At 61.9% G+C, this 23,494-nt stretch carries 21 protein-coding genes; 5 read left to right on the top strand and 16 right to left on the bottom strand.

Annotated elements, in window-relative coordinates:
- Positions 1–16 precede the first annotated feature (16 nt).
- The 8 genes from nuoH to FXN63_RS07570 all read right to left on the bottom strand — a co-directional run bounded on the left by nuoH (position 17) and on the right by FXN63_RS07570 (position 8,109).
- Positions 17–1,090: an NADH-quinone oxidoreductase subunit NuoH gene (gene nuoH / locus FXN63_RS07605; protein WP_148814107.1), complete on the bottom strand. Its 1,074-nt coding sequence runs from the start codon at positions 1,088–1,090 to the stop codon at positions 17–19.
- A gap of 1 nt (position 1,091) precedes the next feature.
- Positions 1,092–3,422 carry an NADH-quinone oxidoreductase subunit NuoG gene (gene nuoG, locus FXN63_RS07600; protein ID WP_148814106.1) on the bottom strand — a complete coding sequence of 777 codons (2,331 nt, stop codon included), beginning with the start codon at positions 3,420–3,422 and terminating at the stop codon, positions 1,092–1,094.
- Positions 3,423–3,490: 68 nt separating this feature from the next.
- Positions 3,491–4,810 (bottom strand): NADH-quinone oxidoreductase subunit NuoF, encoded by a 1,320-nt coding sequence (gene nuoF, locus FXN63_RS07595; RefSeq protein ID WP_148814105.1) that lies wholly within the window; start codon positions 4,808–4,810, stop codon positions 3,491–3,493.
- Positions 4,807–5,313: an NADH-quinone oxidoreductase subunit NuoE gene (gene nuoE / locus FXN63_RS07590; RefSeq protein ID WP_148814104.1), complete on the bottom strand. Its 507-nt coding sequence runs from the start codon at positions 5,311–5,313 to the stop codon at positions 4,807–4,809. The genes nuoF and nuoE overlap by 4 nt, the downstream gene beginning before the upstream one ends.
- A gap of 23 nt (positions 5,314–5,336) precedes the next feature.
- Positions 5,337–6,590, bottom strand: coding sequence for an NADH-quinone oxidoreductase subunit D (locus FXN63_RS07585; protein ID WP_148814103.1), 1,254 nt, complete (start codon positions 6,588–6,590; stop codon positions 5,337–5,339).
- Between the two features lie 2 nt (positions 6,591–6,592).
- Complete coding sequence (locus tag FXN63_RS07580; RefSeq protein WP_148814102.1) at positions 6,593–7,186, bottom strand: NADH-quinone oxidoreductase subunit C; 594 nt, start codon at positions 7,184–7,186, stop codon at positions 6,593–6,595.
- Between the two features lie 53 nt (positions 7,187–7,239).
- Positions 7,240–7,716 carry a NuoB/complex I 20 kDa subunit family protein gene (locus FXN63_RS07575; RefSeq protein WP_148814101.1) on the bottom strand — a complete coding sequence of 159 codons (477 nt, stop codon included), beginning with the start codon at positions 7,714–7,716 and terminating at the stop codon, positions 7,240–7,242.
- Positions 7,717–7,749: 33 nt separating this feature from the next.
- Entirely contained in the window at positions 7,750–8,109 is a 360-nt protein-coding gene (locus FXN63_RS07570; RefSeq protein ID WP_148814100.1) for an NADH-quinone oxidoreductase subunit A, read from the bottom strand.
- 166 nt (positions 8,110–8,275) lie between these two features.
- On the opposite strand from FXN63_RS07570, the gene FXN63_RS07565 reads away from it, so the two are divergent.
- Both FXN63_RS07565 and pdeM read left to right on the top strand, forming a co-directional pair.
- Entirely contained in the window at positions 8,276–10,942 is a 2,667-nt protein-coding gene (locus tag FXN63_RS07565; RefSeq protein WP_148814099.1) for a ligase-associated DNA damage response DEXH box helicase, read from the top strand.
- 44 nt (positions 10,943–10,986) lie between these two features.
- The gene (gene pdeM, locus FXN63_RS07560) at positions 10,987–11,733 is read left to right on the top strand and encodes a ligase-associated DNA damage response endonuclease PdeM (protein ID WP_148814098.1); all 747 of its coding nucleotides are present in this window, start codon (positions 10,987–10,989) and stop codon (positions 11,731–11,733) included.
- A 72-nt stretch (positions 11,734–11,805) separates the two neighbouring features.
- Here the strand turns inward: pdeM and FXN63_RS07555 are convergent, their stop codons facing one another.
- From FXN63_RS07555 to FXN63_RS07525, 7 genes are all read right to left on the bottom strand, one after another.
- Positions 11,806–13,455, bottom strand: a complete 1,650-nt coding sequence (locus FXN63_RS07555; protein WP_246165061.1) for an ABC transporter permease — start codon at positions 13,453–13,455, stop codon at positions 11,806–11,808.
- A gap of 9 nt (positions 13,456–13,464) precedes the next feature.
- Positions 13,465–14,445, bottom strand: a complete 981-nt coding sequence (locus FXN63_RS07550) for an ABC transporter substrate-binding protein (protein ID WP_148814097.1) — start codon at positions 14,443–14,445, stop codon at positions 13,465–13,467.
- A gap of 55 nt (positions 14,446–14,500) precedes the next feature.
- Positions 14,501–15,592, bottom strand: coding sequence for an ABC transporter ATP-binding protein (locus tag FXN63_RS07545; RefSeq protein ID WP_246165060.1), 1,092 nt, complete (start codon positions 15,590–15,592; stop codon positions 14,501–14,503).
- Between the two features lie 115 nt (positions 15,593–15,707).
- Positions 15,708–16,742, bottom strand: a complete 1,035-nt coding sequence (locus FXN63_RS07540) for a porin (protein ID WP_187395144.1) — start codon at positions 16,740–16,742, stop codon at positions 15,708–15,710.
- Between the two features lie 164 nt (positions 16,743–16,906).
- Entirely contained in the window at positions 16,907–17,674 is a 768-nt protein-coding gene (locus FXN63_RS07535; RefSeq protein WP_187395143.1) for a phosphatase PAP2 family protein, read from the bottom strand.
- A gap of 14 nt (positions 17,675–17,688) precedes the next feature.
- Positions 17,689–18,498, bottom strand: a complete 810-nt coding sequence (locus FXN63_RS07530) for a metallophosphoesterase family protein (RefSeq protein ID WP_148814093.1) — start codon at positions 18,496–18,498, stop codon at positions 17,689–17,691.
- 6 nt (positions 18,499–18,504) lie between these two features.
- Entirely contained in the window at positions 18,505–19,485 is a 981-nt protein-coding gene (locus FXN63_RS07525; protein WP_148814092.1) for a diacylglycerol/lipid kinase family protein, read from the bottom strand.
- A 289-nt stretch (positions 19,486–19,774) separates the two neighbouring features.
- On the opposite strand from FXN63_RS07525, the gene FXN63_RS07520 reads away from it, so the two are divergent.
- Both FXN63_RS07520 and FXN63_RS07515 read left to right on the top strand, forming a co-directional pair.
- Entirely contained in the window at positions 19,775–20,545 is a 771-nt protein-coding gene (locus FXN63_RS07520) for a DUF72 domain-containing protein (RefSeq protein WP_148814091.1), read from the top strand.
- A gap of 143 nt (positions 20,546–20,688) precedes the next feature.
- Complete coding sequence (locus FXN63_RS07515) at positions 20,689–21,600, top strand: YihY/virulence factor BrkB family protein (protein ID WP_246165059.1); 912 nt, start codon at positions 20,689–20,691, stop codon at positions 21,598–21,600.
- Between the two features lie 71 nt (positions 21,601–21,671).
- On the opposite strand, the gene FXN63_RS07510 is transcribed toward FXN63_RS07515, so the two are convergent.
- A complete protein-coding gene (locus FXN63_RS07510; RefSeq protein WP_148814089.1) occupies positions 21,672–22,577 on the bottom strand; it encodes a LysR family transcriptional regulator in 906 nt (301 codons plus the stop codon).
- Between the two features lie 159 nt (positions 22,578–22,736).
- Here FXN63_RS07510 and FXN63_RS07505 point away from each other — a divergent pair, with 159 nt between their 5' ends.
- Positions 22,737–23,435 (top strand): pirin family protein, encoded by a 699-nt coding sequence (locus FXN63_RS07505; RefSeq protein WP_148814088.1) that lies wholly within the window; start codon positions 22,737–22,739, stop codon positions 23,433–23,435.
- Positions 23,436–23,494 lie beyond the last annotated feature (59 nt).

Here is a 23,494-nt window from a genome sequence, read left to right as displayed (position 1 = left end):
CATGGGGCGTCGCGCCTTACTTCCAGATGTTCCAGGGCGTCTGCATCCAGATCGCCACCACCAGGAACCACACCAGCGTGAGCGGAATGAAAATCTTCCAGCCCAGACGCATGATCTGGTCATAGCGGTAACGCGGGAACGACGCGCGGAACCATACGAACAGCGACACCACGAAGAAGGTCTTGAGCGCCAGCCAGATCCAGCCAGGAATCCAGGTCAGCGGTGCGATGTCGATCGGAGAAGTCCAGCCGCCCAGGAACATGACCGAGGCCATGCAGGACAGCAGAATCATGTTGGCGTATTCGCCCAGGAAGAACAGCGCGAACGCCATGCCCGAGTATTCGACCATGTGGCCGGCCACGATTTCCGATTCGCCTTCCACCACGTCGAACGGGTGGCGGTTGGTTTCGGCAACGGCCGAGATCACGTAGATCACGAACAGCGGCAGCAGCGGCAACCAGTTCCACGACAGGAAGGTCAGGCCCATGTCGGCGAACGTGCCCTGGGTCTGCTTGACCACGATGTCGCTCATGTTCAGGCTGCCCGACACCAGCAGCACCGTCACCAGCACGAAGCCGATGGCCAGCTCGTAGGACACCATCTGTGCCGACGCGCGCATTGCACCCAGGAAGGCGTACTTCGAGTTCGAGGCCCAACCGGCGATGATCACGCCATAGACGCCCAGCGAGGTGATTGCCATCACGTACAGCAGACCGGCGTTCACGTCGGCCAGCACCACTTCCGGGCCGAAGGGCACAACCGCCCAGGCGGCCAGCGCCGGCATCAGCACCACGACGGGTGCCACGATGTACAGCACCTTGTTGGCGTTGGTCGGGGTGATGACTTCCTTGGTCAGCAGCTTGAACACGTCGGCGAAAGGCTGCAACAAGCCCTTGTAACCCACGCGGTTCGGGCCGGTACGGACGTGCATCCAGCCGATCATCTTGCGTTCCCAGTAGGTCAGGTACGCAACACACAGAATGATCGGCACGGCGATCACGAGGATCTTGACGACCGTCCAGACCAGATACCACAGGCCGGCACCCAACAGCGCCTCGCCATGCGAATTAACTACGTCGAGCCACGACATCTTAGATTCGCTCCACGTTCAGTTCGACGAAGGCGCCACCAAGGGCGACCGTGCTGGCATGCGATGCCGACACACGCACCGCACGATTCGGCAGGCGTTCGTCAAGTTGCAGGGCGAGTTCGGCGCTGCCGGCTGCGCTGCGCACGCGAACCGTCTGGCCGGCTTCGAGGCCGAGAGTTTGCAGGGTTTGCGCGTTGACGCGAACCTTGGGGGTGTTCGATGCCGGGGCAGCTTGCAGGCCTTCGGCACGACGGGCGATGGCGTCGCTGAAGTAGATCGGCACATCGGCCACGCGTTCCAGGCCTGCTTTCGCAGCCTGACCCAGACCGGCTGCGGTCTGGATGCGGTTCGACAGACGCGTCGTGACCTCACCGTTCAGCACGCTGTCGCGCACCGATTCCGAGGTTTCGTCGTCGAAGTTGTCCAGGTGCAGACCGTTGCCCAGCACACGCAACACCTTCCAGCCCGGACGGGTCTGGCCCAGCGGACGAACCGTGCCCTTGAAGCTTTGTGCACGGCCTTCGGCATTCACATAAGTGCCCGAGGTTTCCGTGAACGGCGACACCGGCAGCATCACGTGAGCCCAGTCCTGTGCCGACGACTTGAAGGAAGTCAGCGCAACATTGAACTCGGCACCGGCCAGCGCGCGCGCGGCGGCAACACCGTCGTCGGCATCCAGCGTGGGTTCGGCGTGCAACACGATGTAGGCCTTCAGCGGCTGCGCCAGCATCTGTGCGGCGTTCAGGCCACCGTTGTGCGGCACGGCGTCGGCCAGGTAACCGCCGACGGTGTTGCCACCTTCGGTCAGGAAGCCCAGACGTGCGTCGGTGGCGTCAGCAATGCCTTGGGCATTGGCGGCGAGCACCGATGCTTGCGGGTGGTTGACGGCCAGGTTGCCCAGCAGCACGGCGGCGTTCTTGCCACCCGCGAACGAAGCGGCGATGGCTTGTGCCACCTCACCCGGCTCGACGCCTGCGTAGGCAGCGGGCACTTCAGTACCGGCAGCACGGGCCAGCGCGACCGACACTTCAGCGAGTGCGCGCGGCAGTTCGCTGGGGGTCACGGTCAGGCGGGCAGCGACGGGCAGCAAGGGATCGTCACCGGCCACGTCGATCAGCAGCACTTGCGTGCCGCGCTTGGCAGCTTGACGCAGACGTTGGGCGAACAGCGGATGATCCTTGCGCAGGAACGAACCGACGATCAGCACGCGATCCAGCGCGCCCAGTTCGGCGATCGGCATGCCGAGCCACGGGGTACCGCTGCGGGCTGCATCGAAACCGGCATCGGTCTGACGCAGACGGAAGTCCACGTTCTGGGTACCGATACCGCGTGCCAGGCGAGCCAGCAGTGCGAATTCTTCAGTGGTGGCGTAGGCCGAGGACAAGGCACCGATCTGCTTCACGCCGTAGGACTGACGTACGCCGTCCAGGCCTTCGATCACGGCGTCGAGCGCTTCGGTCCATTCCACTTCGCGCCATTGACCGTCTTTGCCACGCACCATCGGGGCGGTCAGACGGTCGGCGCTGTTCAGACCTTCGTACGAGAAACGGTCACGATCGCTGATCCAGCATTCGTTGACGGCTTCGTTCTCGAAGGGAACAACACGCATCACGCGGTCGTTCTTGACCTGCACGACCAGGTTGGCACCGTTGCTGTCGTGCGGGCTGACCGAACGACGACGTGCCAGTTCCCAGGTACGGGCGCTGTAGCGGAAGGGCTTGGAGGTCAGTGCGCCGACCGGGCACACGTCGATCATGTTGCCCGACAGTTCGGATTCGACGGCGTGGCCGACGAAGGACGTGATTTCCGAGTGCTCACCACGGCCGATCATGCCGAGCTCCATCACGCCGGCCACTTCCTGGCCGAAACGCACGCAACGGGTGCAGTGGATGCAACGCGCCATTTCCTGCGCGGACACCAGCGGGCCCAGGTTCTTGTGGAACACGACGCGCTTTTCTTCCTGATAGCGCGAGGTGGAACCACCGTAACCGACGGCCAAGTCCTGCAATTGGCACTCGCCGCCCTGATCACAGATCGGGCAATCCAGCGGGTGATTGATCAGCAGGAATTCCATCACGCCCTTCTGGGCCTTGATGGCTTTTTCCGACTGGGTGTGCACGATCATGCCCTTGCTCACCGGCGTCGCACAGGCGGGCAGCGGCTTGGGGGCTTTCTCGACGTCGACCAGACACATGCGGCAATTGGCCGCGATCGACAACTTCTTGTGATAGCAGAAGTGCGGCACGTAGAGGCCAACCTTCTGGGCTGCATGCATGACCATGCTGCCCTCAGGGACCTCCACTGTCTTGCCGTCGATCGTTATCTCAACCATCGTATATCCGTGGGCCCCGTCAGGGACCAGTCATTGATTCGGTATGCGTGCGTTCCGCGCGGCCTGGTTTACAGGTAGGTGGGAACCAGGCAGTGCTTGTGTTCGATGTGGTACGCGAATTCGTCGCGGTAGTGCTTCAGGAAACCCCGCACCGGCATCGCGGCTGCATCACCAAGGGCACAGATCGTGCGGCCCATGATGTTGCCAGCAATCGTATCGAGCATGTCCAGGTCTTCCGGACGGCCTTTGCCTTTCTCGATGCGATCGACCATGCGATACAGCCAGCCCGTGCCTTCGCGGCAAGGCGTGCACTGACCGCAGCTTTCTTCGAAGTAGAAGTACGACAGGCGTTGCAGGGACTTGACCATGCAGCGCGTCTCGTCCATCACGATGACCGCGCCGGAACCGAGCATCGATCCCGCCTTGGCGATCGCGTCGTAGTCCATCGTGGTGTCCATCATGATGTCGCCGGGGATCACGGGCGAGCTGGAGCCGCCAGGAATCACCGCCTTCAGCTTCTTGCCACCACGCATGCCGCCTGCGAGTTCCAGCAGGGTCGAGAACGGCGTGCCCAGCGGGATTTCGAAGTTGCCAGGACGCTCGACGTCACCCGATACCGAGAACAGCTTGGTGCCACCGTTGTTGGGCTTGCCGACCGCGAGGAAGGCTTCGCCACCATTGCGGATGATCCAGGGGACCGCAGCAAAGGTTTCGGTATTGTTGATGGTCGTGGGCTTGCCGTACAGGCCGAAGCTTGCGGGGAACGGCGGCTTGAAACGCGGCTGGCCTTTCTTGCCTTCCAGCGATTCCAGCAGCGCGGTTTCTTCACCGCAGATGTACGCACCGTAACCATGGAAGGCGTGCAACTGGAAGTTGAACGCCGAACCCATGATGCCGTCACCCAGGAAGCCCGCGGCGCGTGCTTCGTCCAGCGCCTCTTCGAAGCGTTCGTACACTTCGAAGATTTCGCCGTGGATGTAGTTGTAGCCAACCGGAATACCCATCGCGAAGGCGGCGATGGCCATGCCTTCGATGACGATATGCGGGTTGTAGCGAAGAATGTCGCGATCCTTGAACGTGCCCGGCTCGCCTTCGTCGGAATTGCAGACCAGGTACTTCTGACCCGGGAAGGTGCGCGGCATGAAGCTCCACTTCAGGCCGGTCGGGAAACCTGCACCGCCACGGCCGCGCAGACCCGAGGCCTTGACCTCGGCAATGACCTGCTCCGGCGTCATGCCGGTGGTCAGGATCTTGCGCAGGGCTTCGTAGCCGCCACGGGCCACGTATTCTTTCAGGCGCCAGTTCTGGCCGTCCAGACCGTCCATGATCTGCGGCGAAATATGCCGCTGGTGGAAGGCCGTGGTGATCGGCAGATTGGAATCATTCATTTCACATCTCCGGGGGCGGCGCCGCCCGAACGCAGTTCATCCAGCATCGCATCGAGGCGAACGTCGGACATCTGGATCAGCATGCGTTTGTTGTTGACCAACAGCACCGGCGCATCGCCGCACGCGCCCATGCACTCGCCTTCAACCAGAGTGAACTGGCCGTCTGCCGTGGTTTCGCGGAAATCGATGCCCAGCTTCTGCTTCAGGTGGTGGGCGGCTTTTTCACCGTCGCGCAACGCACAGGGCAGATTGGTGCACACCGAGATCTTGTGCTTGCCGACCGGTTTGGTGTCGAACATGTTGTAGAAGGTCGCGACTTCCTGGACCGCGATCGGCGGCATGCCCAGATAGTCGGCGACAGCGGCCAACACGTCGGGCGACAACCAGCCCGTTTCGTCCTGCGCGATGGCCAGCGCGGCCATCGTGGCGGACTGTTTCTGATCAGCCGGGAACTTGGCCAGTTCGCGGTCGATCTTCTTATAAGCCTGGGGGGAAAGCTGCATGGTGTCGAAATCCGATGGTCGTATCAGCGGTCGATTTCGCCGAACACGATGTCTTGCGTACCGATGATGGTCACAGCGTCGGCGATCATGTGACCGCGCGCCATCTCGTCGAGCGACTGCAAATGCGCAAAGCCCGGCGCACGAATCTTCAAGCGGTAAGGCTTGTTCGCACCGTCGGAAATCATGTAGATGCCGAATTCGCCCTTCGGATGTTCCACAGCCGAATAGGCTTCGCCTGCCGGTACGTGGAAACCTTCGGAGAACAGCTTGAAGTGGTGAATCAGCTCTTCCATGCTGGACTTCATGCCGGCACGGGCGGGCGGAGCCACCTTGTGGTTCGAGGTCATCACCGGGCCGGGGTTGTTGCGCAACCACTCGACGCACTGCTTGATGATCTTGTTGCTCTGACGCAGTTCTTCCACGCGGACCAGATAACGGTCGTAGCAGTCGCCGTTCTTGCCGACCGGAATGTCGAACTTCATCAGATCGTAGACTTCGTAGGGCTGCGTCTTGCGCAAGTCCCAGGCAACGCCCGAACCGCGCAGCATCGGGCCGGTGAAGCCCAGTGCCTTGGCACGATCGGGGGTCACGATGCCGATGTCGACCAGACGCTGCTTCCAGATACGGTTATCGGTCAGCAGGGTTTCGTATTCGTCGACGCAGGCCGGGAAACGATTGGTGAAGTCTTCGATGAAGTCCAGCATCGAGCCCGAGCGCTGCTCGTTCAGGAAACTGGTTTCCTTGGCGCTGCGGTACTTGCTGTCGCGGAACTTCGGCATGGCGTCCGGCAGGTCGCGATAAACGCCACCCGGACGGTAGTACGCCGCGTGCATGCGCGCGCCCGAGACCGCTTCGTAGCAGTCCATCAGGTCTTCGCGTTCACGGAAGGTGTACAGGAACACTGCCATCGCCCCCACGTCGAGCGCGTGCGAGCCGAGCGACATCAGGTGATTCAGGATACGGGTGATTTCGTCGAACATCACGCGGATGTACTGAGCACGCAGCGGCACTTCGATGCCCAGCAGCTTTTCGATCGCCATGACGTAGGCGTGCTCGTTGCACATCATCGACACGTAGTCGAGACGATCCATGTAGGGCAGTGCCTGCAGGAAGGTCTTGTGCTCGGCGAGCTTTTCGGTTGCGCGGTGCAGCAGACCAATGTGCGGGTCAGCACGCTGGATCACTTCGCCGTCGAGTTCAAGCACCAGACGCAGCACGCCGTGGGCGGCCGGGTGTTGGGGCCCGAAGTTCAGGGTGTAGTTCTTGATTTCAGCCATGTTCAGCGTCCGTTCCCGTAGCTTTCTTCACGAATCACGCGCGGCGTGATTTCACGCGGCTCGATCGTCACGGGTTGATAGATCACACGCTTCTGCTCGGGGTCGTAACGCATTTCGACGTTGCCGGTCAGCGGGAAGTCCTTGCGGAACGGATGGCCGATGAAGCCATAGTCCGTCAGGATGCGGCGCAGGTCGGGGTGGCCTTCGAACACGATGCCGTAGAAATCGAAGGCTTCACGCTCGTACCAGTTCACACCGGCCCACACGTCGAGCGCCGACGGAATGATAGGCAGATCGTCGTCAGCCGTGAAGGCACGCACACGCAGACGCCAGTTATGGGCGTACGACAGGAGGTGCAACACCACGGCAAAGCGCGGACCTTCGTAGCTGCCGTCTCCGTAGGTCGAATAGTCGACGCCACAGAGATCGATACAGGACTCGAAGCTCAATGTCGGGTGATCGCGCAGCGTGGTGATCACGGACAGGTAATCGGCGGCGGTGACTTCGATAGTCACTTCGCCAAGACTTTCCTTCAGGCGGATGTCCTCGCCGAGAGCGCTGCGCAGGTTCTGCTGAAGGGTCACAAGCTGGGTCATGCGGGCTTCCTGCAATGAAGCGTGGAGATGCGCGCGAGTAGCGGGCGTGGTGCTTAGCGGGCGATGGTATTGGTGCGGCGGATCTTGTTCTGCAATTGCAGCAAGCCGTACACCAAGGCCTCGGCGGTGGGGGGGCAGCCCGGTACGTAGATATCTACCGGAACGATGCGATCACAGCCGCGGACTACCGAGTACGAGTAGTGGTAATAACCACCACCATTCGCGCAGGAGCCCATCGAGACCACCCAACGCGGCTCGGGCATCTGGTCATAGACCTTGCGCAGTGCCGGGCCCATCTTGTTGCACAAGGTGCCAGCGACGATCATCACGTCGGCCTGGCGCGGGCTGGGGCGGAAAATGATGCCGAAACGGTCAAGATCGTAGCGTGCCGCACCGGCATGCATCATCTCGACCGCACAACAGGCCAGGCCGAACGTCATCGGCCACAACGAGCCGGTCCGGGCCCAGTTGATGACCTTGTCGGCGGTGGTGGTGATGAAGCCTTCGTTCAGAATGCCTTCGATAGCCATGGCAATACCTTTACTTTGAACCGACGCGCGGGATCATTCCCAGCTCAACGCGCCTTTTTTCCACTCGTAAGCGAAGCCGATCAACAAGATGGTGAGGAACACCAGCATCGTGCCGAAGCCAAGCAGGCCGACTTGACCATTGGCCATTGCCCACGGGAAGAGGAATGCGATTTCGAGGTCGAACAGAATGAACAAGATGGCGACGAGGTAATACCGAACGTCGAAGCGCATGCGCGCATCTTCGAAGGCTTCGAAGCCACACTCGTAGGGAGACAGTTTCTCGGCGTCAGGCTTGTTGGGTCCGATAAGAGAACCGGCCAACATCAGCACGAAACCGAGCACGCTCGCCACGATGATGAAGAGTAAAACGGGGAAGTAATTCGCGAGATTCACGACGTGCTACCTACGAGACAGCAAACTTGATGAGTGTAACGCACTTGAACAGTCCGCACTTACCCGCACCCTGTCGGGAAACTGAAGGTAGCGGGGACTGCTTTTCCTGGTACGGGCCTTGCTAATCTTATATAAGACATATTACCCAAAGGCATGAATTCAAGCTATGCCAACGCCCCGAAATAGTGCACCGCAGCGCAAAAAAAAGTTCGTGGCGGTTACAAAAAACGACACCGCCCCCCCTGTTACGGTACGTATTGATAATTGGTTCGCTTCCCAGGGGTGGCGTTCGTTTCCATTCCAACGCCAAGCCTGGCTTGAGTTGAAGCGGGGTCGCAGCGGTTTGGTGCACGCCACAACCGGTGCCGGCAAGACCTACGCACTATGGCTGGGCGCATTGGCTGCATTTGCAGACGGTGTTGCAGAAAGGCCCAAAGCTCAGGCGCTTACCGTCATCTGGCTGACACCGATGCGTGCATTGGGTGCCGATACCTTGCGATCGCTCAAGGTCGCACTGGAAGCATTGGACGTGCCTTGGACTGCGGGCGCTCGTACCGGCGACACCCCTGCCAGCGAACGTGCGGCCCAGGGTCGGCGGCTGCCTACTGTATTGGTCACCACGCCGGAAAGCCTGAGCCTGCTGCTGGCCCAGGCCAACGCCGCCGAGGCTTTTTCCAGCCTGAAACTGGTGGTGGCCGATGAATGGCATGAGCTGCTGGGCACCAAGCGCGGGGTGCAGGTGCAACTAGCACTGGCGCGCCTGCGGCGAAGTTCGCCCGGGCTGGCAGTCTGGGGCCTGTCTGCAACCCTGGGTAATCTGCCCGAAGCGATGGACGCCTTGCTGGGGCCTGCGCATGCCGCTGCCGGTGTGCTGGTTCAGGGCAAGACACCCAAGCGCATGCTGATCGATACCCTGCTGCCCCCACGGATCGAGCGCTTTCCGTGGGCGGGTCACCTGGGGCTGGCCATGCTGCCCGCAGTGATTGCGGAACTGGAACAGAATCGGTCCACACTGGTGTTCATCAACACCCGATCGCAAGCGGAGCGATGGTATCAGGCCTTGCTGGCTGCCCGGCCTGATTGGGCCGGAGATATTGCGTTGCATCATGGCTCGCTGGCCCGTGAAACGCGCGATTGGGTGGAATTTGGCCTGAAGAACGGATTGCTTCGGGCAGTGGTATCCACCTCAAGTCTGGACTTGGGCGTGGATTTTTTACCGGTCGATCGGGTGTTACAGATAGGCTCGCCCAAAGGCGTGGCGCGATTGCTGCAACGTGCAGGGCGATCCGGCCACGCGCCTGGACGCCCTTCTCGCGTGACGCTGGTTCCCACGCACAGCCTGGAACTGGTTGAAGCGGCGGCGGTTCGGGCGGCGGCGCAGGCAGGCAGGATCGAATCGCGCCATCCACCGGAAAAGCCGCTTGATGTGCTGGTACAGCACTTGGTCACGATCGCGTTGGGTACCGGCTTTGTGCCCGACGAGCTGCTGAATGAAGTGCGGGAGGCCCACTCCTATCGCCACCTGACTGATGCCGAATGGCAGTGGGCACTGGATTTCGTCACGCGCGGCGGTGCGTCGCTGGCCGCCTACCCCGACTATCGACGCGTGGCGGTGGACGAACATGGTATCTGGCGCGTGCCGGATGCCCGGCTGGCGCGCCGCCATCGCATGAGCATCGGCACGATTGTCAGCGACGCCGCGATGCGGGTGAAGTTCTGGGGCAAAGGTGGCCGTGGTGGTGACCTGGGCAGCATTGACGAAGGATTCATTGCTCGCTTGAACCCCGGCGACGCGTTCTTGTTCGCTGGCCGCCTGCTGGAACTGGTGCGCACCCACGAAATGACGGCTTACGTGAAGCCAGGCACGGGTGGCAAGGGCGTCACACCCCGCTGGAATGGCAGCAAGATGCCGCTGTCTTCAGAATTGGCACGTGCACTGGTCGAACAGTTGGACGAAGCCGCAGCCGGTCGTTTCACCAGCCCCGAGATGCGCGCCGTCGCCCCTTTACTGGCGATCCAGGCCGAGTGGTCGGCGCTGCCCGTCAGCAACTGCTTGCTGGCTGAAACCTGGCGCTCGCGCGAGGGCACGCACCTGTTCCTGTATCCATTTGCCGGACGCCATGTTCACCTTGGGGTAGCCAGCCTGCTGGCGTGGCGGGCTGGCAAGCTGCAACCCGCCAGCTTTTCGATGGCGGTGAACGATTACGGCCTGGAATTGCTGAGCGCAGAAGCCATCGATTGGGCCAGCCTGTTCGATGCAGACCTGTTCGCCACTGACACCTTGATGCACGACGTGGTGGCCAGTCTGAATGCCAGCGAGCTTGCGCAGCGACGTTTCCGCGAGATCGCACGCGTCTCCGGGCTGATCTTCCAAGGCTTTCCGGGTGCGCCGAAAAGCAACCGTCAGTTGCAAGCCTCATCGGGCCTGTTCTTTGATGTGTTCCGCAAATACGACCCGGACAACCTGCTGCTGGCGCAGGCAGACGCCGAAGTGCTGAGACAGGAACTGGACTTGGGGCGGCTCGAAGAGACCTTGACCCGGCTTCAAGCCCTGCCCTTGCAGTTGATGACATTGAAACGACCGTCGCCGTTTTCCTTTCCTTTATTGGTGGAACGTTTTCGGGAACGACTCAGCACCGAGAAACTGGCCGATCGGATTGCACGGATGGTGCAGGACCTGGAACGTGCAGCAGGTGGCGACGCCGTGCCGTCCAATGAAGCGGTGCAGGAGCAGACTGCGTTTGGGGTCGAGACGCCTCAGCGACGTGCAAAACGGCCCAAGAAGGTGTCGCGCCCGCTTCCCTTGCTATCGCAGGTGAAACCGCGTGAGTGATGCGGGTCTGATCGACCCAAGCCACCCAACAACGGAACCGTTCCATGCACGACCTGTCGAAACCTCACCCACCTTCACCGCCAGCCGCCGCCCTGCCCCATCTCGCCACCGCCCCCGCCGCCCTTGCCTCGCTGCCCTTCCAGTGCGCAGGCGAAGCCTTGCAGCTTGCTTCCGACCGCGCCATCTGGTGGCCGGCCCGACAGACCTTGTTGGTAGCCGATACCCACTTCGGCAAGGCCGCCACTTTCCGTGCCTTGGGACAACCTGTGCCCGCGGGCACGACCCAAAGCAACCTGGCCCGACTCGATGCCTTGCTGGCGCATTGGGATGCCCGACGTCTGGTGATATTGGGCGACTTCCTGCACGGCCCTTACGCCCATTCGCCGGACTTGCTCGATGCGCTGCACACCTGGCGCGCGCGCCATGCGCAGCGGCGTTGCGTGCTGGTGCGTGGCAATCACGATGACCGGGCAGGTGACCCGCCAGCGTCGCTGGACATCGACATCGTGGACGAACCGCTGATCGATGGACCGTTCGCGCTCTGCCACATTCCGCAGCGGCGGCCGGGACACTATGTACTGGCCGGTCACGTACACCCGGCATTCGTATTAAGAGGCCGTGGCCGTGATCGGCTGCGCCTGCCCTGCTTCAACTTCGACCCGGAGGTGGGAACGCTGCCCGCATTCGGCGAATTCACGGGGCACCATGAAGTGACCAGCACCCCTGGTCGGCGCATTGTGGTGGTTGCTCCGTCGGCGGTGTTTGAAGTACCGGGCCAGACGGGATGGTGAGCGTCTGATCGCACGTCTGATCGCGATCAGTATCGACACCACGATCAGCACAGACTCAGACCACAACCCGCATCACAGCCGATTCAACCGCAGGGTCACCAACAAGGTGATGCCCGTCGTCATGAAGATCGTGACAGCGCTCATGGCCATCCCCTGCCCGACCGAGCCTTGCTCGAACTGACGCCAGATGAACAAGGACACGGTCTGCACACCGCTGGGTGCCAACAGCAGCGAGGCGACCAGTTCTCGTGACGCCACCGCAAACACCATCAACATGGCGGCCAGCATGCTGGGCAGAATCAGCGGCAGCAGAATGCGTGTCATCACCATGAACCCACCCGCGCCATGCACCCGGGCGGCGGCTTCCAGGCTGTCGGCCAGCTGGGTGAACGCAGCATTGGCGTAACGCACCGGGTACGGCAGCATCAGGCAGCAATAGGCCATCAGCAGAATTGCCCATGAGTCATAGGGCGATACCGGCCAGAAGGATTGATTCCAGGCCAGGATCATGCCAACGGCGACCACCACGCCAGGCAGGGTATTGGGCAAGACCGACAACACGTCCAGCACCACGCGGCCACGCGAGCGCGACTTCACCACGCAATACGCCACCCCAAACCCAAGCGCACCAGTAATCAAGGCGGCAGCCGCCCCCAGCGAAAGACTGGTGCCAAGCGCACGGCCAGCCGATCCGCCTGACTGCGCGATGGCCTCGAAGTGGATCAGCGACAGATTGTCCCAGGCAAGCCCGCCCGACAGGGTTCGGCTGAACGCGGTAGCAAGAATGGCGAACAACGGAACGCCAGCGGCGATCACCCCTATTGCCGCAAATGCAATCACCACAGGAACACGCCAAGGTCCCAAAGACCGGGCTTGTCCTTGCGCGGGCTTTCCGGTCTGCGTTTCATATCCCCGGCCCGCCAACAAGCGGCGCTGGATGAAATAGGCCGTCATGGCCATCGTCACCAAGATCATCGACAGGGTCGATGCACCGGGCAAATCGATGGGCCAATCCGAGAAACGACGTTCAATGCCCGTCACCAGGACATAGAAGCCGGCGTTGGCTGCCAGCGCAGCGGGCGTGCCGTATTCCTCGATTGCCATGGTGAACACCAGCAGCAGGCTGGCGGCGATGCCGGGCATGGCCAGCGGCAAGGTCACGCGTGTGAAGCACTGCCAGGGCGAGGCGCCCGCCACCCGCGCCGCGTCTGCCAGGCGCGAGCCCGAGGCAGCCAGGCTGCGCGACACGGCGAAGTACACCACCGGGAAGACGTTCAAGGTCATCACGAATGCAACGCCGTAGACCGAGAACAGGAACTCGCCCAGGTTCACACCCACGATCTGCTGCAGATAACCACGCGGCTGCAGGAACATGATCCAGCCCAGCGCGGCGATGTAAGGCGGCACCATGAAGGGCACCAGCAGCAGCACATCCCAGCATGCGGCGAAAGGCACGCGATACAGCCCGCGCAAGGCCCCCAGCGGAATGCCGATCAGGGCCGACAGCAGCACCACGGCCAGGCCCAGCTTCAAGGTATTGCCGATCAGTTTCAGCAACGCCGGATCACCCAGCGTTGCCGATAAATGCGAGAACGGCTTGGCCAGCGAACCACTGGCCAGGCCGGGAAACACAGCTTGCAGGAGCACGAAGCCGAGCGGCATCGCGACCAGGACGACGAGGGCGACGGCAAGCGTAGCCATCAATGGACGCGGAGCACGCACGGCAGATCCTTAGTGACGACCGAACAAGGGGGTGAAGCGCTGCAGCAAGGCGGCACGACCCTTGATTTCTTCAACCGAACCAGACGGCAGCACCTTGATGTCCTTCAGGGCGGTGCGACGCGATGCGATATCGGTGCGTGCCGGGATCAGATAGGTGGCGGCGACGTGAGCCTGGCCTTTCTCTGACAGCACGAAATCCACAAAGCGCTTGGCATCGGCTTCGGCCTTGCTCGACTTCAGAATCATCATCGGACGCGCGGCGACCACGGTGCCCGACGACGGGAAAATCACCTCGATGGTTTCGCCCTTGGCCTGCGCGCCAAGCGCCACGTAATCGACCGCACCAAACACCGCCGCCTTGGCACCTTGCAGCACCGGGTTCATGGCTTGCGCGTTCGGGCCGGCGATGGCCATGCCGTTTTTCTGCAAGGATTCGAACAGCTTCCACGCGTCTGCACCGTAAGCCGCTTGCAGGCCCGACAGCAGTTCCAGCGCAGTGCCGGATTGGGACGGGTCAGGCATGTTCACCAGCTTGGCAAAAGCCGGTTGAGTCAGGTCCTTCCAGTCGGTGGGACGCGGCGTGCCGCTCTTGGTGTTCCAGGCAATGGCCAGCGCCGACAGACCTTGCGCAACATAGCTCGGCCCCTTGTACTCAGCAGGCACGGTTGCAGCATTGGGGCTGACGTAGGGCAGCAGCCAGCCACGCTGTTCGAGATCCAACGCGCTTTCCCACGATGCCGAGATCAGCACGTCGGCACGCGGATTGGATGCCTCGGCTTCCAGACGGGCCATGACCTTGCCGGTGTCAGCCTGGAACACTTGCACGTCGATGCCGGTTTCTTTCTTGAAGTCATCGGCCAAGGCTTGCGAAAGCGGGCCCGGGCCAGCGGTGTAGACAGTCAGGGCTTGCGCCTGACCAGAGAATCCGATGCCCAGCGTCAGGCACAGGGCAGCAATCGCGGTAATGCGATAGGTCTTGGGTTTGATCATTGGAATTCCTGAGAAAAATCGACAAAAAACAGATCGATGCAGCCGGACAATCAATTCAGGCATGTACCGCCGAGGCGTCCAGCCAGCGCAGGCGATGCCAGTCAGGCACCAGACCCACACGCTCGCCAAGCGGCAAGCGTCGGTCCGCCGACCAGCCAAGGTCGAAGCCCTCGATGCCGTCCCCCAGACGCACGGTGGTGGCATAGACCCCGCCCTGGTAGCGCTGCGCATGCACATGACCGACCAGCGGTGCCAGCTCTGGTGCCACCGGCCGCAAGGCGTTGTGCGGGACGAACAGGCGTCCGGTCCCTGCCCGCTCACTGGCCACGGGTGCGGGGTGCAACAACTGCGTGCCACCGGGCAAGGACCACACGCCATCGGCGTAATGGCCAGGCACCAGCGCACCCAGGCGGAGAAATTCCGCCACATAGACAGAGCGCGGGTCAGCGATCAGCACGTCGGGTTCGTCGTGCTGGCGAATGCGCCCCTGCCCCATTACCGCCACGGTGTCGGCAATGGTCAGCGCCTCTTCGTGATCGTGCGTGACGTAGACCGCCGTGCTTCCCATGGCACGCAGCAGCTCGCTGATCTCCGTGCACAAGGTTTCGCGCAGTTCACGATCCAGGTTGGACATCGGCTCGTCGAACAACAAGATGCCCGGCTCGGCCACAATGGCGCGCGCCAAGGCAACACGCTGCTGCTGGCCACCCGATAAATCGCCAGGCGACCGGTCTGCAAACGCAGCCAGCCCGACACGATCCAGCGCACGCAACACCCTGCGCTTGCGATCGCTCGCCGCCACGCCACGCATCGCCAGCGGAAACGCCACGTTCTGACCCACGCTCATGTGCGGCCACAAGGCGTAGTCCTGAAACACCATGCCCAGGCCCCGCCGCTCGGGCGGCACGAACACGCCCTTGGCAGCCACGGTCTGCCCACCCAGCGAGATGTTGCCGGCCGTGGGTTCAAGCAGGCCCGCCAGCAGTTTCAGCAAGGTGCTCTTGCCGCATCCCGACGGACCCAGCAATGCCAGCACGTGGCCGGGAGCCAGATTCAGATTGATGTCGTCGAGAATGGTGGCCGCACCGAAGCGATGCGTCAGACCGGTCACCGCGATGGGTGCACCGCGTGGAGTGTCGGGAGTCAAGGCAGAATCGATTGAAAAGATGGAACGCAAAGACGCAGCCTCAACCCGGGGGTTGAAGGCTGCGTCACCGATCTAGCGACTGATCCGGCAACTGACGCGCAAGGCGTCAGACCGATCAGAAGCTATGGCGCACACCGACGCTGAACTGACGCGTGTCGGCCAGGCGGGTTGCCGCAGTGGCACGCACCGCGACGTCGCTGTACTGGCTGGCGTAGGCGTACAGCTTGGTACGCTTGGACAGGTCGTGCAGGTAGCCGATGGCGAAGCCCGAGCGCGCTTCGTCAATGCGGAATTCGTTCAGGTTGCGGTTGTCCACGCGCTGATAGGTACCGAACACCGAGCCGTTGCCAACCGGCACGGTCAGGCCCAGCAGGTAGGCGTTTTCTTTCGATGCGCTGGCGATGAAGCCGCGGTTCTGCAGACGACCGTAGCCGGCGTGCACCTTGGCGACGCCGAAGTCGTAGGTTGCGCCCAGGGCCAGATTCTTGATGTCGTCGCGGTTGCCCACGGTGACCGAGTCGGCCACATTCTTCTGGTCATAGGTCAGCACGACCAGCAGCGGGCCCGACTTGTAGCGCGCGCCCAGCGAGATCACCGGCGTGTCGTTGATGTCGGTTTCCTGGCCGTCCGGGTGGAAGCTGTAGCCCACGCCTGCCTGGAAGCCGCCGAAGTCCGGGCTGTAATAGAAGATCGCGTTGTCGAGACGGTCGCCGACGTTCTTGTAGCCGAAGATGGTGTCGAGCTGTGCCTGCTTGAAGCTGGTGCCGAAGGGCGAGATCGCACCCGACCAGTTGAAGCCCAGCGAGTCCTGGCGACCCAGGCGCACTTCACCGAAGGAACCCGACAGGCTGGCCCAGGCGGCGCGACCGAACATGCGGCCGCCTTGTGCGCGGTTGCCTGTGTCGGCGTCGAAACCGCTTTCCAGTTGGAAGTTCAGCTTCAGGTCCTTGCCCAGCGATTCGGAACCGCGCAGGCCCCAGCGCGAACCTGCCGAGGTGCTGGAGTCGATCGAGTTCAGCGTGTTGCTGCCGTCGGTCTTTGAATAGCCGTAGCCCAGGTCAACCAGACCGTACAGGGTGACATTCGATTGAGCGTGGGCGGTACCGACGAGACCTGCGGCAAGTGCGCAGGCCAGGAGCGTTTTGTTCACGTAAATATCCGATGCAAAAAAGAAAAAGCGGCGAGTCGGGGTGGGTGGCCCGCCGACAGCACCGCATTCTCTGCTGTGTAAATTTCACATCGGTTACAGATGCTCACACGCAACACTTCACGTGTGGTCTGTGTCACGTCATGGGTATGACATTCAAGTGCGCATTACCGTGGGGCGATCCTGCCGCGAAGCGCCGCACTTGCCGCAACGCATGCCGCCAACCACAAGGACGCGCAGGCGAATCCCGCCAGCACATCGCTCAGGAAATGCACCTGCAACACCACACGGCTCAAGCCGATGGTGATGATCAGCATGACGCTGGCAATCAGGATTACAGGACGCCACTGCGGCGGTGCCTTGCGCATCGCCAGGTAGCACAGCATGCCGTAGACAGCCGTGGACCCGGCCGCGTGCCCACTGGGAAAACTCCAGCCGTGCGCGGTCTCGAAACCATGAATGTGTTCGGGCCGGACACGGGCGAACTGCTGCTTCAGGAACAGAATCATCAGGCCGGACCCGCCCGTTGCCAGCGTCCATTCGGCCGCCAGCCAACGGCGCTTGCGCAACAGCAGCACCGCCAGCACGATGCCACCCAGCACCAGCAAGCCATCCCGATCACCCAGCCGGGTCACCAGTGCCATGGCCTGCAAAATGGCTGGATCGGCCTGCGCGGCCAATGCACCTGCCAGCATCTTGTCCATGCGCGTAAGCGCGCCGTCCTGCCCCACATTCAGCGCCAGCAACACCACCATCACTGCCTGTGCACCCAGCACCGCAATGAACACGCGTTTGCGTCGACGTTGTCTGCCTTCTGGCGTAGGAGCCTGCCGGATGAAAGTCCACAGACCAAGCGCCGCCGCACACACGCCAATGACCAGCATCACCAGGGTTGCCAGCAGATGCTCGGCGACCCAGATTGCCCATCCACTCATTTCATTCATATCGTTCAACTCGCTGCGCGCCGATCCAATAACAGTTCGTGGCGCTGAATCATGGAAAACGCGCTTTGCGCGGCGTCGTAGTCCCAACGTTCGACCAGACAGGGCTGCGTCAGGTCTGCAGGATCATGACGAATCAGATTGACTGAGTTCGACACCTCCCCACGAACCCGGCTGGACAGCGCCGTGCCGGCCTGCACGGCCCAGGCAACACGGGAATCCCGGCGTGCCAAGGGCATGACATAGGGCAGATGAATATGCCCGGCCAACAGCAAATCGGCCCCAGCATCGACCCAGGCAGCCATGGCGGCTTCGCGGCCATGCAGCAGGTTGGACAGATCGCTTTCCACCTTGGCCCGCACCGGATGATGCAAGGCAACCAGGCGCAGTTGCCCTGGTCGTGCGGTCGCCAACCGCTTTGCCACGCGCTCGATCTGTTCAGCAGACACTTCGCCGTCCTTGTGACGGGCGGGGCGGGTCGTGTTCAGACCGATGGCCAGAATGCGGTCGGATTCATAGATCGGCTCAAGGTCCGGCCCCAGTGCCCGACGGTAGTTTGCGTAGGGGCTCAGCCAACGCATCGGCAGGTTGTACAGCGGGATGTCGTGGTTGCCCGGAATCACCAAGGCCGGAGCCGGCAACTGGGTAATGAACCGCCGGGCCGACTCGAACTGGCTGCGACGCGCACGCTGCGTGACATCACCGCTCAGAATCACCAGCTCGGGGCGACAGTCAGTGATGAAGGTATTCAACGCATCGAGCACGCTCGGGCGCTCGGTGCCGAAATGCGGGTCGGAAATATGCAGGATTGCCGTCATGGGCATTCAGGCACGGTCCGCCGGATCGACGTTGCGTGGCACCAGCAGCGGCAAAGGGGTTTCAGACACCTTGAAGACCAGCGGCGTGGACATGCGCACGATTTCGCCGTCCATCGCCACCTTGATATGGCGACGGCGGCCCTGCGGCTTGACCTCCAGGCGCTCGAATCCGAAACTGATCACGTCTTCGGCCTTGCCCAGACTGCTGAACGCGCCGCGCAGCAGCAGCCAGTACAAGGTCAGTGTGCTGACGGGGCGAACGCTCATGGCGACAAGCTGACCACGTTCCAGCTTGTCGACGTTGTCGATGCCGATCTGTTCCAGCTGCAAGGCGTTGTTGCCTACCACCAGTGTCGGGGTGCGCAATGTCTGGCGCTTGCCATGCAGATCGAGATCCAGCTTCCATTGCGGCGGACGACGCATCAGCGTCACCAGGCCAGACCACAGGGCCACCATGCGACTGCGGCCATAGCGCTTTTTGTAGGCTTCCCGGTCTTCAAGCAGCGTGGGGTACAGCCCCATGCTGGCATTCACCAGGAAGGCGTGGTCGTTGACCATGCCGATCTGCACCGGCTCGATGCGAGCGTCGAGCATGGCCCGAACCGCGCGCTCGATGTCGCTGGGAATGCCGAAGGTGCGGCCGAAATAGTTGAAGGTGCCTTGCGGCAAGATGGCGAATGCCACACCGCGTCCGATCACTGCCTGGGTGACTGCATTCAAGGTGCCGTCGCCCCCTGCCGCCACCACGACGCCACGTTCGCGCACTGCACGATCGGTGGCCCGGCGTGCGGCTTCAGGCAAGTTGCGCGGGTCTTCGACCACGTCGATTTCGAAACGTCGACCGGCTTGGGTCAGCAGCCGCGTGATGGTGTCACGCTTCTCATTGGCGCTATTGCGACCCGAACCAGCGTTCAGCACGATGAAAAGCGCCTCATTACCGGTCAATTCGGTAACGGGACGGCAAACGGGCGGGTTAGGAGTGCTCATGCGCGGGACACACTAAGAGTGCCGCGGGTCGTCCCCGGGATTGGCCGGCGGACCAGCCGCGCAGCAGGGTCAGGAACGAGCGGATGGTAGACCGAAAGCCCGCGCTGCGGCTTGGCGCGTTACCAACGATCACCTCTGCCACCCGGCTGCAAAACCTTGTGGCGTCAGGCTTGACGATCCGTCCGAGTTTTTTGCACGCGTTGATGATTGCGGTCTGACTGCAGGGCCGTCCCGAACTGGGAATGTTGCCTGCTGAAACCCGCACATCGAACTCGATGAACGACACATCATGCAGCCTTCGCCAAGTACCGTACCGCTGCCAGGCAGCGATGCGCCGCGTGATCCACGTGTGCTGCTGGGTTGTGCAGGCTGGAGCCTGTCGTCTGCGGTGGCAGAGGATTTTCCCGGCGAAGGCAGTCACCTGCAACGTTATGCGAAGGTGCTGCCAGCGGTGGAAATCAACTCGTCGTTCTACCGGCCACATCGGCCTGCCACCTACGCACGCTGGCGCGACAACGTGCCGGCCAACTTCCGCTTCTCGGCCAAGCTGCCACGCAGCATCACGCATGAACAAAAACTGCAAGACGTGGACGAACTGCTGGCAAGCTTCCTGACAGAGGTCGGTGAGCTAGGTGAAAAGTTGGGATGCCTATTAGTGCAACTGCCGCCCAGCCTGAGCTTCGACGCATCGATTGCACAGGCTTTTTTCGCAGGGCTGCGCGCTCGTACCGACACTGGAATTGCCTGCGAGGCACGTCACGCCAGCTGGTTCTGCGACGAGGCTGCCCTGCTGTTGAGCGAGCACGGGGTGGCAAGTGTCGAAGCCGACCCGCCGCCAGTCAGCCAGGCACACGCGCAAGGCGACGCAGACATTGCCTATATCCGGCTGCATGGATCACCCAAGGTGTACTACTCCGCATACGCAGACGAGGTGCTGAACAAGCTAGCGTCCACCATTGCCGCTTATCGCCAACAAGGCAAAGCGGTATGGTGCATCTTCGACAACACGGCGCAGGGGCACGCGTTGCCGGACGCACTGCGGCTGAAGCAACAGCTTTGAGGCCAGCGTGTTGATGATCAGCTTGGTCTATGGTGAACGCCTGGGCATGGATCGTGCTCACCGGCGTCCTGGGCCACCCGCCCCTGCGCAGCTGCTGCGCATTGCTACCGATCCATCAATGCTCTTCACGTACTGGACCTGCCGTGCCAAACCGATTGAGTCGCTTCGTCGACCTGAGCAAACAATCCGTCAACGCCTGGCTCGACGACTATGCCCCGAGCATGGGTGCTGCCATTGCCTACTACACCGTGTTCTCCATCGCCCCGCTGCTGATCATCGTGATTGCGGTGGCCGGCCTGATCTGGGGGCAGGATGCGGTGCGCGGCGAAATCTTCGGGCAACTGGCTGGCCTGCTGGGCAAGGAAGGCGCAGCAGGCATACAAAGCTTGCTGGCAAGTGCCGACAAACCTACTGAAGGCATCATTTCGACTGTCATCAGCGTAGTGATTCTGATCATTGGTGCCACCACCGTGTTTGCCGAACTGCAAAGTGCGCTGGACCGCATCTGGAAGGTGCCGGCACAGCAGAAGAAGTCCGGCATCTGGGCCACCTTGCGGTCCAGACTGCTGTCCTTCGGCCTGGTGCTTGGGCTGGCGTTCCTGTTGATGGTCTCGCTGATCACCAGCGCCGCCCTGTCAGCCTTTGGCGGTTGGGTGGGCGGCTTGTTGCCGGGCTGGGAACTGCTGCTGCAACTGATCAACATCGTGTTGTCGATCGGCTTCACGGCCGTGTTGTTTGCGATGATCTATCGCTACATGCCGCAGGTCGAAATCGCATGGCGCGACGTGATAATCGGTGGTCTGGTGACAGCCGTGCTGTTCCAGGTGGGCAAGATCCTGATCAGTCTGTATATCGGCAAGAGCGCCGTCGCCTCGCCTTTCGCGGCAGCCGGATCGATTGTCGTGCTGCTGGTCTGGGTGTACTACGCGGCACAGGTGTTTCTGTTGGGTGCCGAGTTCACTTGGGTATATGCCAACCGGCACGGTTCGCACTCTCCCGAGGCAGGTGGGCCGCCGTCTCCGCGCGCAACCGATCTGCCCAACCGTCAGGCTTGAAAAGCTCAGGGGCGGCTGACTGAGATGAAGTCAGCCCGTCGTTTCATTGGAAGCGCTTGTTACTTGGCAAGCTATGCCGGCGGCGCTTCTCGACGCGACACCACTTGCTGAATCACACCCGCAAGCTCCTTGGCACTGCGCCCGGGTTGCCCTGGCTTGCCATAGAGCAAGTACAAGGAGACTTGGCGCGTCCCCCCCTCCGTCAATGGAAGCGGTAGAAGCGTGCCTGCAGCCAACTGATCAGCAATCAAGTGCTGCGGCAGCCACGCAAACCCCAGCCCGGCCCCCACCATCGACACCGAGGTCTGCAAGCTGGTGACTGTCCAGCGCTGCGCCGCCCCCAGCCAGCCTTCATCGCGTGGCTTGAGCGTGCCGGAGTCACGCAGCACCACCTGCAATTCGCGTCGCAGGTCTTCTGAATCCAGCGCACGGCCCAGCTTGTGCAAGGCGTGGTCAGGATGCGCCACCGCCATGAACTGCACGTTGAACAGGTGGTCGCCAAGATGCGTGGACGGCACACGCGTGCCGATCACCACATCTGCCTCTTGTGCCTGCAAGGCTTCCTCGGCCCCGGACAAGACCACTTCCTTCAGTTGAATCCGCGTCTGCGGCGCAATGCGCATGAAGGCAGAAAGCACCTGCAACAACAAGGCGTTCGGAAACACCACGTCCACCACCAATCGGATTTCCGGCTCCCAGCCCTGCATCAGGCTGGCAGCCAGGCTTTCCAGGCGTTGCGCATCCGCCAGCAATTCGCCGGACGCATTCAGCAAGGCCCGCCCGTGGTCTGTCAGTTGCGCCTTGCGGCCTTCGATCACCAGCAGGTCAACGCCAAGCTGCTCCTGCAGCTTGGACACCGCATAACTGATGGACGACTGGCTGCGGTGCAGGGCTTCCGCCGCCTGAGCAAAGCCGCCGTGATCGACGATTGCCTGAAGCACCCGCCATTGTTCGAGTGTGGTCTTGGGAACACGCATGAGTGCTTTGAGGCCTGGAGTCTGGAAAAAAACACATCTAATAAATCGATAGATTCGAGCCAAATTTTGCGCTTATTTATTTATTTATTCAAACCCATAATTCATTCCATCAGCTCGACACACATTTCAACGCAAGCCTCAAACACCCAGGAGTCAATCATGATCGAAGTTCGCCAAGCAGCCGACCGCGGCCACGCCAACCACGGTTGGCTCAACAGCCACCACACGTTTTCGTTCGCCGGTTATCACGATCCGCGTCAGATGGGCTTCAGCGCCCTGCGCGTGATCAACGATGACACCGTGGCAGCAGGTGCCGGTTTCGACACCCACAGCCACCGCGACATGGAAATCCTGTCCTATGTGCTGGAAGGCGCATTGGCCCACAAGGACTCGATGGGCAGCGGCTCGGTGATCCACCCCGGTGACGTACAACTGATGAGCGCCGGCCGAGGCGTGAGCCACAGCGAGTTCAACGGCTCGAAGACCGATCCGTCGCACTTCCTGCAAATCTGGATCATGCCGAAGTTCACGGGTGTGAAGCCCAACTACCAAGAGAAGTTCTTCAGCCCGGAAGAAAAACGCGGTCAGTTGCGACTGATCGCATCGCAAGACGGTCGGGACGGTTCGCTGACCATCGTGCAGGACACGGAAATCTTCGCCGGCCTGCTCGACGGTGAAGAGCGCATCGTGAAAAGCTTGGCACCGGGTCGTCGCGGCTACTTGCATGTTGCACGCGGCAGCCTCACCTTCAACGATGTGGCCCTGGCAGCAGGCGACGGTGTGAAAATCGCCGACGAGACGGAATTGACGCTCGAAGGTGGCAATCAGGCCGAAGTGCTGTTCTTCGATCTGCCCTGATCGAATGAAAGCGGCGTGAAACGGCGCGGGGCGGCACAATACACGTGCCGCCCCGCGCT

This window comes from Pigmentiphaga aceris, assembly GCF_008119665.1.
Taxonomy (GTDB): domain Bacteria; phylum Pseudomonadota; class Gammaproteobacteria; order Burkholderiales; family Burkholderiaceae_B; genus Pigmentiphaga; species Pigmentiphaga aceris.
This window is presented reverse-complemented; position numbering and strand designations above follow the sequence as displayed.

Excerpts from the sequence above, each read along its gene's own strand:
- nuoG (WP_148814106.1), bottom strand. The coding sequence starts at position 3,422 with ATGGTTGAGATAACGATCGACGGCAAGACAGTGGAGGTCCCTGAGGGC.
- nuoE (WP_148814104.1), bottom strand. The coding sequence starts at position 5,313 with ATGCAGCTTTCCCCCCAGGCTTATAAGAAGATCGACCGCGAACTGGCC.
- FXN63_RS07575 (WP_148814101.1), bottom strand. The coding sequence starts at position 7,716 with ATGGCTATCGAAGGCATTCTGAACGAAGGCTTCATCACCACCACCGCC.
- FXN63_RS07520 (WP_148814091.1), top strand. The coding sequence starts at position 19,775 with ATGCAGCCTTCGCCAAGTACCGTACCGCTGCCAGGCAGCGATGCGCCG.
- FXN63_RS07565 (WP_148814099.1), top strand. The coding sequence starts at position 8,276 with ATGCCAACGCCCCGAAATAGTGCACCGCAGCGCAAAAAAAAGTTCGTG.
- pdeM (WP_148814098.1), top strand. The coding sequence starts at position 10,987 with ATGCACGACCTGTCGAAACCTCACCCACCTTCACCGCCAGCCGCCGCC.
- nuoF (WP_148814105.1), bottom strand. The coding sequence starts at position 4,810 with ATGAATGATTCCAATCTGCCGATCACCACGGCCTTCCACCAGCGGCAT.
- FXN63_RS07530 (WP_148814093.1), bottom strand. The coding sequence starts at position 18,498 with ATGACGGCAATCCTGCATATTTCCGACCCGCATTTCGGCACCGAGCGC.
- FXN63_RS07525 (WP_148814092.1), bottom strand. The coding sequence starts at position 19,485 with ATGAGCACTCCTAACCCGCCCGTTTGCCGTCCCGTTACCGAATTGACC.
- FXN63_RS07505 (WP_148814088.1), top strand. The coding sequence starts at position 22,737 with ATGATCGAAGTTCGCCAAGCAGCCGACCGCGGCCACGCCAACCACGGT.
- FXN63_RS07585 (WP_148814103.1), bottom strand. The coding sequence starts at position 6,590 with ATGGCTGAAATCAAGAACTACACCCTGAACTTCGGGCCCCAACACCCG.
- FXN63_RS07550 (WP_148814097.1), bottom strand. The coding sequence starts at position 14,445 with ATGATCAAACCCAAGACCTATCGCATTACCGCGATTGCTGCCCTGTGC.
- FXN63_RS07510 (WP_148814089.1), bottom strand. The coding sequence starts at position 22,577 with ATGCGTGTTCCCAAGACCACACTCGAACAATGGCGGGTGCTTCAGGCA.
- nuoH (WP_148814107.1), bottom strand. The coding sequence starts at position 1,090 with ATGTCGTGGCTCGACGTAGTTAATTCGCATGGCGAGGCGCTGTTGGGT.
- FXN63_RS07580 (WP_148814102.1), bottom strand. The coding sequence starts at position 7,186 with ATGACCCAGCTTGTGACCCTTCAGCAGAACCTGCGCAGCGCTCTCGGC.
- FXN63_RS07535 (WP_187395143.1), bottom strand. The coding sequence starts at position 17,674 with ATGAGTGGATGGGCAATCTGGGTCGCCGAGCATCTGCTGGCAACCCTG.